The 12,678-nt window shown below is 73.1% G+C and carries 17 protein-coding genes and 2 pseudogenes; 10 read left to right on the top strand and 9 right to left on the bottom strand.

Annotation, left to right across the window (positions count from 1 at the left end):
- Positions 1–4: 4 nt before the first annotated feature.
- The 4 genes from uxaC to C1N80_RS03115 form a co-directional block, all read right to left on the bottom strand.
- On the bottom strand, positions 5–1,432 hold the full coding sequence (uxaC, locus tag C1N80_RS03130; RefSeq protein ID WP_137769443.1) for a glucuronate isomerase: 1,428 nt from the start codon (positions 1,430–1,432) through the stop codon (positions 5–7).
- A gap of 62 nt (positions 1,433–1,494) precedes the next feature.
- The gene (locus C1N80_RS03125) at positions 1,495–2,493 is read right to left on the bottom strand and encodes a LacI family DNA-binding transcriptional regulator (RefSeq protein WP_137769442.1); all 999 of its coding nucleotides are present in this window, start codon (positions 2,491–2,493) and stop codon (positions 1,495–1,497) included.
- 73 nt (positions 2,494–2,566) lie between these two features.
- Complete coding sequence (locus tag C1N80_RS03120; RefSeq protein WP_137769441.1) at positions 2,567–2,887, bottom strand: multidrug efflux SMR transporter; 321 nt, start codon at positions 2,885–2,887, stop codon at positions 2,567–2,569.
- Positions 2,884–3,345 (bottom strand): multidrug efflux SMR transporter, encoded by a 462-nt coding sequence (locus C1N80_RS03115; protein WP_137769440.1) that lies wholly within the window; start codon positions 3,343–3,345, stop codon positions 2,884–2,886. The genes C1N80_RS03120 and C1N80_RS03115 overlap by 4 nt, the downstream gene beginning before the upstream one ends.
- A gap of 71 nt (positions 3,346–3,416) precedes the next feature.
- On the opposite strand from C1N80_RS03115, the pseudogene C1N80_RS03110 reads away from it, so the two are divergent.
- The 3 genes and pseudogenes from C1N80_RS03110 to C1N80_RS03100 all read left to right on the top strand — a co-directional run bounded on the left by C1N80_RS03110 (position 3,417) and on the right by C1N80_RS03100 (position 5,374).
- Positions 3,417–3,630, top strand: a pseudogene (locus C1N80_RS03110) (helix-turn-helix domain-containing protein).
- A 10-nt stretch (positions 3,631–3,640) separates the two neighbouring features.
- Positions 3,641–5,023 carry an ATP-binding protein gene (locus tag C1N80_RS03105; RefSeq protein ID WP_137769439.1) on the top strand — a complete coding sequence of 461 codons (1,383 nt, stop codon included), beginning with the start codon at positions 3,641–3,643 and terminating at the stop codon, positions 5,021–5,023.
- Positions 5,024–5,191: 168 nt separating this feature from the next.
- On the top strand, positions 5,192–5,374 hold the full coding sequence (locus tag C1N80_RS03100) for a hypothetical protein (RefSeq protein WP_137769438.1): 183 nt from the start codon (positions 5,192–5,194) through the stop codon (positions 5,372–5,374).
- Between the two features lie 35 nt (positions 5,375–5,409).
- Here C1N80_RS03100 and larB read toward each other — a convergent pair whose 3' ends face one another.
- The 4 genes from larB to C1N80_RS03080 form a co-directional block, all read right to left on the bottom strand.
- Complete coding sequence (gene larB / locus C1N80_RS03095) at positions 5,410–6,087, bottom strand: nickel pincer cofactor biosynthesis protein LarB (protein WP_240811212.1); 678 nt, start codon at positions 6,085–6,087, stop codon at positions 5,410–5,412.
- Between the two features lie 70 nt (positions 6,088–6,157).
- On the bottom strand, positions 6,158–7,039 hold the full coding sequence (gene larE / locus C1N80_RS03090; protein WP_137769436.1) for an ATP-dependent sacrificial sulfur transferase LarE: 882 nt from the start codon (positions 7,037–7,039) through the stop codon (positions 6,158–6,160).
- Positions 7,036–8,370: a lactate racemase domain-containing protein gene (locus C1N80_RS03085; RefSeq protein ID WP_137769435.1), complete on the bottom strand. Its 1,335-nt coding sequence runs from the start codon at positions 8,368–8,370 to the stop codon at positions 7,036–7,038. The genes larE and C1N80_RS03085 overlap by 4 nt, the downstream gene beginning before the upstream one ends.
- A gap of 144 nt (positions 8,371–8,514) precedes the next feature.
- On the bottom strand, positions 8,515–8,889 hold the full coding sequence (locus C1N80_RS03080; RefSeq protein ID WP_137769434.1) for a TraR/DksA C4-type zinc finger protein: 375 nt from the start codon (positions 8,887–8,889) through the stop codon (positions 8,515–8,517).
- A gap of 193 nt (positions 8,890–9,082) precedes the next feature.
- Between C1N80_RS03080 and C1N80_RS15980 the strand changes: the two genes are divergently transcribed.
- The 6 genes and pseudogenes from C1N80_RS15980 (at position 9,083) to C1N80_RS03065 (ending at position 11,097) form a co-directional block, all read left to right on the top strand.
- Positions 9,083–9,232, top strand: a complete 150-nt coding sequence (locus C1N80_RS15980; RefSeq protein WP_137771623.1) for a tautomerase family protein — start codon at positions 9,083–9,085, stop codon at positions 9,230–9,232.
- A 103-nt stretch (positions 9,233–9,335) separates the two neighbouring features.
- Positions 9,336–9,497, top strand: coding sequence for a hypothetical protein (locus C1N80_RS15390; protein ID WP_168198001.1), 162 nt, complete (start codon positions 9,336–9,338; stop codon positions 9,495–9,497).
- A 188-nt stretch (positions 9,498–9,685) separates the two neighbouring features.
- A complete protein-coding gene (locus C1N80_RS03070) occupies positions 9,686–9,943 on the top strand; it encodes a hypothetical protein (RefSeq protein ID WP_137769433.1) in 258 nt (85 codons plus the stop codon).
- Positions 9,944–9,952: 9 nt separating this feature from the next.
- Positions 9,953–10,129: a hypothetical protein gene (locus C1N80_RS15385; protein WP_168197974.1), complete on the top strand. Its 177-nt coding sequence runs from the start codon at positions 9,953–9,955 to the stop codon at positions 10,127–10,129.
- Positions 10,130–10,215: 86 nt separating this feature from the next.
- A pseudogene (locus tag C1N80_RS15730) lies at positions 10,216–10,361 on the top strand (3-methyl-2-oxobutanoate hydroxymethyltransferase); the annotation flags it as partial.
- Positions 10,362–10,455: 94 nt separating this feature from the next.
- On the top strand, positions 10,456–11,097 hold the full coding sequence (locus tag C1N80_RS03065; RefSeq protein WP_137769432.1) for a dihydrofolate reductase family protein: 642 nt from the start codon (positions 10,456–10,458) through the stop codon (positions 11,095–11,097).
- A 180-nt stretch (positions 11,098–11,277) separates the two neighbouring features.
- On the opposite strand, the gene C1N80_RS03060 is transcribed toward C1N80_RS03065, so the two are convergent.
- A complete protein-coding gene (locus C1N80_RS03060; RefSeq protein WP_137769431.1) occupies positions 11,278–11,814 on the bottom strand; it encodes a GNAT family N-acetyltransferase in 537 nt (178 codons plus the stop codon).
- Positions 11,815–11,861: 47 nt separating this feature from the next.
- On the opposite strand from C1N80_RS03060, the gene C1N80_RS03055 reads away from it, so the two are divergent.
- Positions 11,862–12,542 (top strand): hypothetical protein, encoded by a 681-nt coding sequence (locus C1N80_RS03055; protein WP_137769430.1) that lies wholly within the window; start codon positions 11,862–11,864, stop codon positions 12,540–12,542.
- Positions 12,543–12,678: the final 136 nt, after the last annotated feature.

The following is a 12,678-nucleotide window of genomic DNA, read 5'->3' as shown; positions in this document are numbered from 1 at the left end:
AGGGTCAGGCGTCGGCGTCGAGCTTGAAGACCTGGCTCGGCTGCCGGGTGGGCAGGGTCGTGGCGAGCGCCGCGGCGTCCTCCTCGCGCAGGCGGTGCTCGGCGACGAGTCCGGCGAGGTGGTGCGCGTCGAGCCGGCGGGACATGTCGTGCCGCGCGGGGATCGAGCAGAAGGCCCGCGTGTCGTCGATGAACCCGCTGGTCCGGCTGTAGCCGATGGTCTCGGACACGGCGCGACGGTAGCGCAGGATCGCGTCCGGCGCATCGATGAACCACCAGGGGGCGCCCGCGTACACGGAGGGGTAGAAGCCGGCGAGCGGGGCGATCTCGCGGGAGAAGACGGTCTCGTCGATCGTGAACAGGACGACCCGGAAGTTCGGGTCCAGTCCCACGTCGTTGAGCATCGGGGCGATGCCGTGCACGAAGTCGACGGCGTGCGGGATGTCGGCGCCGACGTCGGCCCCGAACGTCTCGAAGGTCGCCTGCGAATGGTTGCGGTACACGGCCGGGTGCAGGGTCATGACCAGGCCGTCCTCGGACGCGAGCCGGGCCTGGTCGGCGAGCAGGTGGCGGCGCAGGGCGACCGCGTCGGCGGCGGCGATGCTGCCCTCGCGGGCGGCCGTGTAGAGGCGGCGGGCGTCGGCCGCGTCGAGCCGCTCGGTGCCGACGTCGGTGTGCGCGTGGTCCGAGGAGACGGCGCCGTGCTCGCGGAAGTACAGCCGACGGGCACGCATCGCGGCGAGGTGGCCGTCGTAGGTGCCGGCGTCGACCCCGGCGGCCTCGCCGAGGGCGTCGGTGAGGGTGTGGAAGTCCGCGCGGGCCGGCTCGAGGTACTTGTCCGGGCGGAAGGTGGGGGCGACGCGGCCGGTGAAGGAGGGGTCCGCGGCGAGCGCGTCGTGCGGGGCGAGGTCGTCGACGGGGTCGTCGGTCGTCGCGAGCACCTGGATGCGGAACTGGTCGAAGAGGGCGCGGGGGCGGAAGGCGGGCTGCGCGAGCTTCTCGGCGATCGCGTCGTACATGCCCTCCGCGGTGGCCGGGGAGAGCACGGTGTCCAGGCCGAACACCTCGTGGAACTCGTGCTCCATCCAGTACCGCGAGGGGGTGCCGGCGTAGGCGTGCCAGTGCTCGGCGAGCAGCCGCCAGGCCGCGCGGGAGTCCGTCTCCTCGAGCGGGCCGCGGCCCACGCCGAGGTCCGCGAGGTCGACGCCGCGGGCGTGCAGCAGCCGGGTGACGTAGTGGTCCGGGGTGATGAACAGGGAGGTGGGGTCCCGGAAGGGCTCGTCGTCGAGCAGCAGGCGCGGGTCCACGTGCCCGTGGGGGGAGACGATCGGCTGCTCGCGCATGGACCCGTAGAGGCTCCGGGCGATGTCGCGGATCGCCGGGTCCGCGGGCAGCAGGCGATCGGGGTGGGGCACGTAGGCGTCGTCGCTCATGGGGCCCATGATGGGTGGGCGTCCCGGCGCGGGCGCATCTGTTGTCGCAGGTTGCCGGACCCTCAGCGGGGGGCGCGGGGCCCGGTGGAGGCGCGGGGCACGAGCCGCACGGGCAGCGCCCCCTCCACGGGGGTGCGGTGCGCGGAGGGGTTCTCGATGCGGCGGATCAGCCGTTCGACGGCCGCCCGGCCCTGCGCGCGCTTGGGGGTGACGAGGGTGGTGAGGCCGCCGCCGATGAACCGGGTGAGCGGGATGTCGTCGTGCCCCATGACGGAGAGATCGCCGGGCACGGTCACGCCGGCGCGCAGGGCGGAGACGAGGAAGCCGACCGCGATGAGGTCGTTGTAGCAGATCACCGCGTCGGTGAGCTCCTTGATCTCCGCGAAGGCGAGCTCGCCGCCGGTCGCGGTGGGCGGGTAGGGGCCGTGGCGGTGCACGCTGAGCCCGTGCGCCTTGCCGACGGCGCGGGCGGCGCGCCAGCGCTCGCCGTCGGACCACGAGTTCACGGGTCCGGCGACGTAGGTGACGGAGCGCATGCCCTGCTCGACGAGGTGCGCCATCGCCTGGGTCATGCCGTGCTCGTAGTCCGGGGTAACGGAGTCCAGGCCGGCGACGCGGCGGTTGAGGACCACGGAGGGGAGGCGCTTGGTGAGGTGGTTCAACGTCGCGTCGGAGAGCCGGGAGCCGGAGAGGACGACGCCGTCCACGACGTCGACGGCGCTCTCGAGGCTCGCCTTCTCGCGCTCCTCGTCCTCGACGCTGTCCAGGAGCAGCAGCAGGTAGCCGTGCTCCTGCGCGGCCTCCTGCATGCCGGAGACGATCTCCGCGAAGTAGGGGTTGGTGAGGTCCGGGATCTCGATGCCGAGCCGCTGGTGGCGGTGGGCGCGCTCCTGCGCGGCGGGGGCGGAGGTGCGGTAGCCGAGCTCCTTCGCGGCCGCCATGACCTTCGCGTGGGTCGCGGCGCTGACGCGGCCAGGCCGGGAGAAGGCGCGGGAGACGGTCGACGGCGCCACCTCGGCCGCACGGGCCACGTCGTAGATGGTCACGCGCTCGTCGTCCACCCTGCATCTCCTCCTGGTCCTCGGTGACCGGGCCGCCGGGGGCCCGCCCCTACGGTACTGCCCAGGGCGTTCCTCAGTGCGCGGCGCCCAGCTCGATGAGCAGCACGCCGAGCACGATGAGCCCCATGCCGAGCGCCATCACGCGGTTCAGCACCTCCCCGAACAGCAGCCGCGAGGCGACGGCGGTGAGCACGATCCCGGCGGCGGTCCACACGCCGTAGGCGACGCCGAGCGGGAGGCCGTGGGCGAGCGCGGCGGAGAGCAGCGCGAAGGCGAGCAGGTAGGCGAGGCCGACGACCGCGTAGAGGGCACGGCGCCCGGTCGCGGCGACCCGCAGGGTGAGGGTGCCGGTGACCTCGGCGAGGATCGCGCCGGCGAGCAGCAGGGCGCTCATCGGAGGTCCTCCTGGTGCGGGTCGACGACGGGGATCTCCGACGTCGCCGTCGCGAGTGCGGCGGCAGGGCCGGGGGCGGTGGCCGACGGGGCCGACGCAGCTGACGAGGACGACGGAGCTCCCGCCCCCTCCTCCGCATGGGCCCGCTGCGAGCCGAGCTCGACGACCATCACCCCGGCGGCGACGAGCAGGACGCCGATTCCCATGAGCGCGGTGAGCGGCTCCGCGAACAGGAGCGTGGACAGCAGCGCGGTGAGCACCACGCCGCTCGCGCCCCACACCCCGTAGGCGACCCCGAGCGGCATCCCGCGCCGCAGCACGAGCGCGAGCAGGCTGAAGGAGGAGAGGTAGCCGGCCACGACCAGCACGTACAGCGCGGGGTGGGTGAGGGCTGCCTTGAGGGAGAGGCTCGCGGTCACCTCACTGAGGATCGCGCCGGCCAGGAGCAGCCAGGTCATGGGGCCATTCTCCCCTGCCCGGGCGCGGTGTGGGGGCGCTGTCCTCCGGCCCGCTGGGCGGCGCCAGAGGCATGGGCGTGGGCGAGTTCGCCGATGCCATCGGCATCGCTCCGGCGAACGTCGCGGTCCTGAAGAACGGACGCGCCACGGCCGTCCGCCTGTCGGCCCTCGACCCTCGACCCTCGACCCTCGACCCTCGACGCGATCTGTCGCGTCCTCGAGTGCCGATGCGACGACCTCCTCCACCACGAGAATCGAGAAGACGAACCTGAGCAGTACGGATAGGTTTGACGACATGTCCCCTGAACTCGACGTCTCGGCCTTCGCCATCCAGTTCCAGAAGTTCCTCGACACGATGAGCGACCTCGCCGAGCAGCCCGATCGGGACGTCTTCGAGTCCGAGCTCGGCAGGCATCTGGGAGCCAGTCCTCGCTCGCTCGCCCCGGTGCGCCAGGAGTTCCCTCACTGGAGATGGGTCGACGTCGACGCCGCTCTGGACGCGCTCTCGGCGACGCAGTCCCTTCGCGGAGTCGTCCCGGCCGACGATCCCGACGGCCTCTCCGAGGTGCTGTCGAACCGGTACGGCAACTACGCGTGGGGATCGGTCGAGCGCACGGCCCTGCCCTCCGGGCCGGGCCGGGTCACGCACGTGGCGACCAACGCCATCCGACAGCTGGAGATCGACGGCCTGCCGGTCATCGCGTTCGCGACCGAGTCGACCAGTCAGGACCCGGAGGGCGCCATCGCGGTCGAGGTGCTCTCGGCCGACGCCGCCGTCTCCCGCCGCGTGCTCTCCCACATCGACGCCCATGTCCGGGAGCAGTCAGCGCTCGGCGGGCAGGTGGTCAGCTTCGTCGCAGGGCAGTACGGCTCGGAGCAGGGCGAGATCAGGTTCCATCCCCGGCCTCAGGTCCCCCGCCAGGATGTCGTCCTGCCGGCGGGGAGCCTGGATCGCATCGAGGAATCAGTGCTCGGCGTGAGCGAGAACGCCGCCGCGCTCCGCGCAGCCGGGCAGCACCTCTCGCGGGGGGTCCTGCTGTTCGGCCCTCCCGGGACCGGCAAGACCCATACCGTGCGATACCTCCTCTCCCGCGCCGCGGACACGACGGCGATCGTTCTGAACGGGGACTCCCTCAGCCACATCAGGCAGGCTGCTGACGCTGCTCGAGATCTGGGCCGAGCCATCATCGTCCTCGAGGACGCCGACCTCGTCGCCGCCGATCGCGACTTCAGCGAGGGAGAGCGCTCCGTCCTCTTCGACGTCCTGGACGTCCTCGACGGGCTCGCCGACGACGCCGACATCGCCTTCGTGCTGACCACGAACCGCGTGGGAGTGCTCGAAGAAGCTCTCGCTCTGCGGCCCGGACGCATCGACCTCGCCGTGGAGATCCCGTCCCCTGATCTGGCGCTCCGCCGCCAGCTCTTCACCCGGTACGGGCACCACCTCCCCTTCACCGAGCGAGGGATCGATCAGGCGGCCGTCGCCGCCGGGGGCACCACGGGCTCCTTCGCGAAGGAAGCGGTGCGCCGTGCCGTGATGACCTCACTCGCCCTCCATGAGGACCTCGCCGACGCCCACCTCATCTCAGCCGTCGACGCACTCGTCCGCGAAGCCGGCGAGCTCCGGGACGCCATGGCACTCGACGCAGAGGACCACGAGACCAGCGATGACGACTGAGGCGACGAGAGGGGCGACACCGAGCCGAGGAGACCGTCCGCCACCACGGCGCCGGGGGACGGCTGTCGCGCCCTCACCGCGGCACTCCGCGAACCGGACGATCGTGTCACCCTCGTCGAGCTGAATGCGATCGCGGGTATGGCGCTCCCAGCCCTCCCGAGCCGGGACATGGCGACGCGCGTCTTCGCCGCGATCATCGACGGGCAGCTGGCGAAGCCGAGCGCTCCGAACTGCTCGACCAGTCGCGACACCACGGCACAGCGCCTGGTCCTGCCGCTGCGCGACGGGCTTCTGGACGCACGGTCGGCCGGCTGTCAGCAGCGGCGCGCAGCCGCTACGCCGACCTCCTGAGCCGCCTATCCCGCTGAGAACTCGCCCTCCGGCCTTCAGCCAGGCGGCGCGGGCGCCCAGCGGGCGATCTGCGCGGCGAGGTGGCCGGCGCCGTAGCCGTTGTCGATGTTGACCACGCCGATGCCGGGGGCGCAGGCGGAGAGCATCGTGGTGAGTGCGGCGCGGCCGCCCTCGGCGACGCCGTAGCCGACGGAGGTGGGCAGGGCGACGACGGGCGCGGCGATCTGACCGGCGACGACGGTGGGCAGCGCCCCGTCCATGCCGGCGGCGACGACCACGCAGGCCGCCTCCCGCAGCTCGGGCAGGCGCGCGATGAGCCGGTGCAGGCCGGCGATGCCGATGTCCGCGATGAGCCGGGTGGGGCGGCCCAGGTGGCGGGCGGTGAGCTCCGCCTCGCGGGCCACGGGCAGGTCGCTCGTGCCGGCGCAGGCGACGATCACGAGACCGCCGCTCGGCGCGGGCGGCTCGGCGGGCCAGGCGAGGAACCGGGCGACCGGGTCCTGGTGGGCACTGGGGAGGGCGGCGAGCACGGCGGCGGCGCGCGCGGCGTCGGCCCGGGTGAACAGCACGGGGCCCAGGTCCGCGCGGCCCGCGGCGGCGAGGCGCGCGTACTCCCCGGCGATCGCGGCGACCTGCTCGACGCTCTTCGCGTCGCACAGCACCGCCTCGGGGGCGCCGCGGCGGGAGGCGCGATCGAGGTCGAGCTCGAGCATCCCGTCGATGCGGCCGTCGGCCCCGTCAGCCCCGTCGCCCCCCCCGGAGCCGTCGGCCCCGCTCCCCCGGTCAGGCATCGTCCCGCCGCACGACCTGCAGCGCGAACAGGCCCGAGCGGATGCCCTCGAGGTCGATCGTGACGTGGTGGAACCCGGCGGAGCGGCCGGCGGCGACGAGGGCGGCGCGGACGGCGGGCTCGACGGCGCGGGGCAGCTCGCCGGTGGGCAGCTCGATGCGGGCCACGTCGCCGTGGTGGCGCACGCGGCAGTCGCTGAAGCCGGCGTCGAACACGGCGTCCTCGAGCTCGTCGATCTGGCGCAGCTTCTCCGGGGTGACGGCCCGGCCGAAGGGGATCCGGGAGGAGAGGCAGGGGGCGGCGGGCTTGTCCGCGACGCTCAGCGAGAGGCCGCGTGCCACGTCCCTCACCTGGGCCTTCGTCATGCCGGCGGTCGCGAGGGGGCGCAGCACGCGGTGGCGGGTGGCGGCGCCGGCGCCGGGGCGGTCGTGGCGGGTGGCGTCGTCCGCGTTCTCGCCGTAGGCGACGGCGTCGAGCGCATGAGCGGCGACGATCTCCTCGTCGATGCGGGTGAACAGCTCTTCCTTGCAATGGAAACACCGAGCAGCGTCGTTCTTCGCGTACTCGGGGTTGTCCATCTCCGCGGTCGCGATCTCGACGACCTCCGCGCCGATCTCCTGCGCGGTGCGCAGGGCGAGGCGGTGCTCGCGGCGGGCGAGGGACGCGGAGACGCCCAGCAGCGCGACCACGTTCTCGCTGCCCAGGGCGCGCACGGCGAGGGCGAGCAGGGTCGCGGAGTCCACGCCGCCGGAGTAGGCGACGCCGAGGCGGCGCACGCCGGAGAGCTGCGCGGCGACGTCGTCCGCGAGGGTGAGCGCCTCGCCGGTGAGCGCGTCCGGGGTGAGGGTCGGGGCGGTGGTCGCGGCGGCGCTCACACGCCCTCCTTCTCCGAGGCGAGACGGAACAGGACCTCACCCGCATGATCGATGACCAGGGTCTCCGGATCCGCGCGCAGGGCGTCGAGGTCCAGCGAGGCGGGGTCCGTGTAGAGCACGTTGTGCGCGGCGCACTCCTCCGCGCTGATCGAGGTCGCGAAGTAGCGGTTCACCCGCTGCTCCTCTACACCGGTCTCCGGGTCGTAGGTGCCCAGGCCCGTCACGTGCGTGGAGTGCGCGAGCTCGCCCCAGGGGTGGCCGGCGAAGCGGTCCCATTGCTTCGTGAAGTACTCGATGTTGTGGTAGCCGATCTCGCGGATCCCCGGGTGCATGGCGGCGACCTCGGTGATGTGCGGGGCGTAGATGATGACGTCGCCGCCGTCGGCGCACACGGGCTCGGACTTGTAGAAGCCCTTCGCGCCGGTCCACATGTCGTCGTACATCTCCGGCACGATCGCGACGATCCGCCGGTACGGCTTCTCGACGTAGGTGATGTGGGTCTGCGCGGAGATCTTCGCGCACGCGGCCCACGCGGCCTGCGGGTCGCCGAAGGCGATCGCGCCGAGATCCGCCCCGCCCTCCTTCACGTCCATCGTGAAGGCGAGCTTCTCCGCCTGGATGAGCTCGCTCGCGGCGTCGATCAGCTGGCGCACGGGTGTAATGCCGAGGGTGCCGATGATGCGGCTCGCGGTGATGAGCGCCCCCACCCAGTGGGAGATGTCGATGACGTCGTGCACGGAGCAGCCGGGGAAGAAGTACTTGTTGCCGCCGGAGAAGCCGACGACCTCGTGCGGGAACACGGGCCCCACGATGAGGTTGACGTCGGACTCGGCGACGAGCCGGTTGATCTGCACGCGCATGGGGACGTCGGTGAGCAGGCCGCCGGTGAGCTCGGCGATGCGCTCCGCGGGGATCTCGCCGAGGTCGGCGATCTGCTCCTCGTCGTGCCAGGCGTGGTTGACGACCTCCCAGCCGGGGTAGGTCGCCGCGGCGCCGCGCTCGGTGGAGCCGAGCAGCACGTCGATCGCCTCCGGGCTCATGGCGGCGTGGGTGCCGAGCGCGATGAGCACGGTGACGGAGGCGGCGCGGCCGGCGAGCGCCTCGTGGATCGCGGGCAGCACGAGCGGCAGCGGCACGGAACGGGTGCCGTCGGGGATGATCAGGCAGACGCTCTTGCCGTCGAGGTCCTGACCGGCGAGCTGCTCGGCGACGAAGCCGCGGATCGCCTCCGGGGCGAGCGTGCCCTCGGGGCCGCCGAGGAGCGCCGCGCGCTCGGCGAGCCCCTCGGGGATCGGCTGGATCGGCGGGATCGTCACGCTGGGCTCGCTCATCCCCCCATGATGCTCTGACGCGCCTGATCAGGACAAGGTTGACCGGGTGTTGCCATGCCCCGCCCCCTGGCGCTCCGCGAGCATCGGTGCCCAGGGTTCCCCCGGAGGCCTCGGTGCAGGAGCACCGGTCGCTGACCGGTCGGCTCAGTCGACGAGATCGGCGCAGTCGATGCAGGTCGTCGCCTCGGGGCGCACCGCGAGGCGGGCCGGGGCGATCGGCTTCCCGCAGCGGGCGCAGCGGCCGTCCTCTCCGCGGCGCAGCCGCTCCTGCGCCTCGTCGATCCCGGCGAGCGCGTCGAGGCGGGCGAGGCGCAGCCCCTCGAGGCGCGACCACTGCGCCGAGAGCGGCACCCCGTCGGGATCGTGCTCGTCGTCGTCCGCCTCGCCCTCGCGGGTGCGGCGCAGCGCGACGAGCTCCTGCTCGATCTCCTCGAGCTGCGCGCGCGCTGCAGCCCGCCGCTCCGCGAGCTGCGCGGCCCGGTCACCGGGCGGCACGAGATCCTGCTGGGAAGACTCCATCACCCCATGGTGCCCCGTTGGCCGGACAAAGGCCCGTCCTGCCGTGACCCGATGAACAACGCCACCGCCCCGACCGTCTCGCTGCGGCTGCTCGCTCCCCGCGATGGGAACCGTGAGGAGCTGATCGTCCTCCTCACCTCGAACAGCTTCCCGTACCACGTCACGGCGCGTCGGAGCCGCGAAGCGACAGCTCATCAGCGAGCTCTTCCGCCGCAGCGAGGACGGGACCGGCATCCGACCGCACAGCGTGGAGATCACCATCGTCAAGACGCCGAAGGTCAACTGGGGGATCCGTGGGATGAACGCACAGGACCTCTCACTCGGGTGCACCGTGGAGCTCTGAGCACGATCCCGGTGACGAGTCCCGCCGGTGGCGCGGCGCCGCCCATCGTGGTGTGATCGGCCGATGTCCACCTCCCGGCACGTCGGCGTCCACGGGATCTGGCGTGTCGCTGGATCGCGGAGGTCGAGGTGCAAGGACGCCTGGCCTCGACATCGCCGACGAGGACCTCGCCGGGGTGACGCTCCTCGAGGCAGGCACCTTCACCGGCGTCTCGCCCCGGGTCCTTGAGGCGCTGCGGCTCCTCCCCGGCGAGTTCCGCCGCTGAGGTCCGGGCAGGGTCACTCCGATCCACCTCTCCACCACCGAAGGTCTCGGCTCTGTCTCGGGGGCGGGATCCGCTCGTCCGCTCCGCCCGGTTCCCGCTACCTTGTCCCGAATGGACGGGCCGCAGACGCCTCCGGTCCTGTTCCGTGCGCGCCGCACGGGTCCCCGAGCAGAACTGGAGGCAGAGCCATGAGCGATCCCGACTCCGGGCTGATGCCCGTCGGCCTCTCCACACCGTGGGACCCCTCGATGCTCGTGCTGCTGCTGATCTTCGTGCTCGGCGCGCTCGTCATCGTCGCCGTCGCGGTGATGAACCGGCACGGCGGCCCGACGGGGCAGGTGATGCCGACGGACCCGACGCCGGATCCTGCCCTGATCGCGCACCAGCAGCCTCCCGCACCGAGCACCCTCCCCGAACCGAACCCGGAGCAGGCCCTCCGCGATTAGGCTCTGACGATGGAATACACCGGACTCGGCGGGTACGAGGTGCTCATCATCCTGCTCCCCCTGCTCGCCTACGCGGTGGGGCTCGCGATCTTCTTCGTCATCCTCTACTTCGTGGTCCGCGCGGCCGTGACCTCGGGGATCCGCCGGGCCCGCGAGCACGCGGTGCCCACCACCCCGGACGCCTGACCCGCGGACCCGGCAGGACCGGGCTCCCCTGCGCTGCCGCTCAGCGGCGGCCGTCGAGCTCGTCGAACCGGAGCCAGGCGTAGCGGCAGGTGCTCGTGTGGCCGGACATGGCCGGCCTGGACTCGGGACGGCTGCCCGCTTCGTGAAGCAGTTCGCGGACCTGCGGGGCGCGCTCGCCGGCGCGGCGCGGGCCTTCGACGAGGTGGCGCGGGGCGGGTCCTTCCCCGGCCCGAGCACAGCTTCTGAGCATCCAGGCCACCCGGAGGCGGTGACACGGGCGCCGACGCGGAGGAGCATGGGCCCACCCTTCGGCGAGAGGACCTCCCATGGCACAGCGCGTGCGCGTCCAGAACTTCGGCGTCTCCCGTGACGGCATCGGCGCCGGTGCGGAGCAGACCCTCGAGCGCCCCTTCGGCCATGTCGACCCGATGCAGCTGATGGCCTGGGCCTTCACGACGGCGAGCTTCCCGGGCATGGAGAACCCGGAGGGCTCCCGCGGCATCGAGGACTACCTGACGCGGGACTTCGCGCACGACATCGGTGCGGAGATCATGGGCCGACACAAGTTCGGCCCGCAGCGCGGAGCGTGGACCGACGACGGCTGGCGCGGCTGGTGGGGCGAGGAGCCGCCGTTCCACACCCCCGTCGTCGTGCTCACCCATCATGAGAGGGAGCCGCTGCAGGTGGGCGAGACGACCTTCCACTTCGTCAACGGCACACCGGAGGAGGCGCTCGCCCTCGCGAGGGAGCTCGCGGGCGGGCTCGACGTGCGGATCGGCGGCGGCGTGAGCACCGTGCGGCAGTTCCTCGATGCGGATCTGATCGACGACATGCACGTGGCGATCGCCCCGCTCGAGTACGGCGAGGGGCTGAAGCTGTGGGACTCCCCGGAGGATCTCGCAGGCCGCTTCACGATCGAGAAGGTCACCGCGCCGAGCGGGGTCGAGCACTGCTTCCTCTGGCGGTGACGCGCCGGGCCGCCGCGCGTCGCCTCGCTCGTCACTCGGTTTCTCCAGTGGCGAGTGAGGGCGTCAGCCTCTCCGTTGATGGGTCCCCTCCGGCCACTGACGGTGGTCTGAGCCCGCGCTCGGGCTGATGATCACTCGATGGCGCTCTCCGCGGCGCGCTGCCGCGGGCGCGGTCCGGGCTCAGCGCAGGGTCGCGGCGAGCTCCTGCTCGCTGAGCTCCCGATCGGCCATGACGAGCCGGATCGCCGTCGGATCCGGGTTCCCGGCGTCCGGGGCGCGGTGGCGCAGCGTGAGCCCCACCTTGCGCGCCACGGCGGCGGAGGCGGCGTTGTGCTCGAGGAGGTAGGCGACCACGGGCAGCTCGGGCCTCCGCTCCTGGGCGGCGTCCACGGCGGCGCGGGCGACCTGGGTGGCGAGGCCGCGGCCCTGCGCCTCCGGGGCGAAGCGATAGCCGAGGTTCCAGAAGGCACCGCCTCGCACCGCGCAGCCCCCGTGCCCCACGACAGTGCCGTCCTCCCGCACGACCCAGGCGCCGAGGCACTCGCGCTCCCAGTCCTCGATCCAGCGCGCGAGCGCCGCCCGGGTCGTGGCGGGGCCGGCGAAGCGGCCGCTCGGCAGGTGGGTCCAGGTGCGGGCGTCGGAGTAGATCCGGTGGAGGTCCTCGTGGTCGCCCGGCACGGGGGCGTCGAGGGTGAGTCGCGGGGAGGGCGAGGTCATGGCGCCATGGTGGCAGGGCCGTGCGACACCGGGGCAGAATGGACGCCATGACCTCGAGCCGGGAGCCCCTGCGCCTCGTGCGGGGCGCGGCCGCGACGACGGTCACGACCGCCGTGGCGCTCACGGGTCACCTCCTGGGCGGCGGCGAGCTGCCCGCGCTGCTCGGGATCGCGATCACCTGGTGGCTCGCGGTCACCGCGTGCACCGTGCTCGCCGGCTCCCGCTTCTCCCTGCTGCGCCTGAGCGCGGCGGTGCTGGGCAGCCAGGCCCTCTTCCATGCCCTGTTCGTCGTCACCACCGGTGGCAGCGGCACCGTGACGATGGTGGACCCGCCCGGATCGCAGCTCTACCACCACCAGCACACGCTCACCACGGCCGGCACGGCCGCGAGCACGCACGCCGGGCACCTCGCCCAGATCGGCGGCACGGCCTCCACGCACGCCGCGCACGGGCTCGTCATGGACCCGCGGATGCTGCTGGGCCACGTGCTCGCCGGCCTGCTCACCACGGTGCTCCTGCACCGAGGGGAGCGCTTCCTCTTCCGCGCCTTCGGGGCCGCCCGGCGCCTGATCCGCGTACTGGGCCGCCTCCCCGCGCCTGCCGCGCCGGTGCTCGTGCCGGCCGCCCGGCCGCGCCCGGTCCCGGATCTCACGCACCTCGACCACGCCCAGCGGGCCGTCCTCTCCGAGCAGGTCCTGCGGGGTCCCCCGCTGCGCCTCGCCGCCTGAGCACGGGCCCACGGGCCCTCCCCTCGCGCCCCCGACCCCGTGTCGCGGGTGCTGCTCGGCGGCACGCGGACGATCACGTGCGGAGCACACTCCTCCGCGCCCCGCACCGGGACCTCCCCCGGTCATCCCTGCCTGC

Origin of the sequence: Brachybacterium sp. SGAir0954 (assembly GCF_005490785.1) — a bacterium.
Taxonomy (GTDB): domain Bacteria; phylum Actinomycetota; class Actinomycetes; order Actinomycetales; family Dermabacteraceae; genus Brachybacterium; species Brachybacterium rhamnosum.
This window is presented reverse-complemented; position numbering and strand designations above follow the sequence as displayed.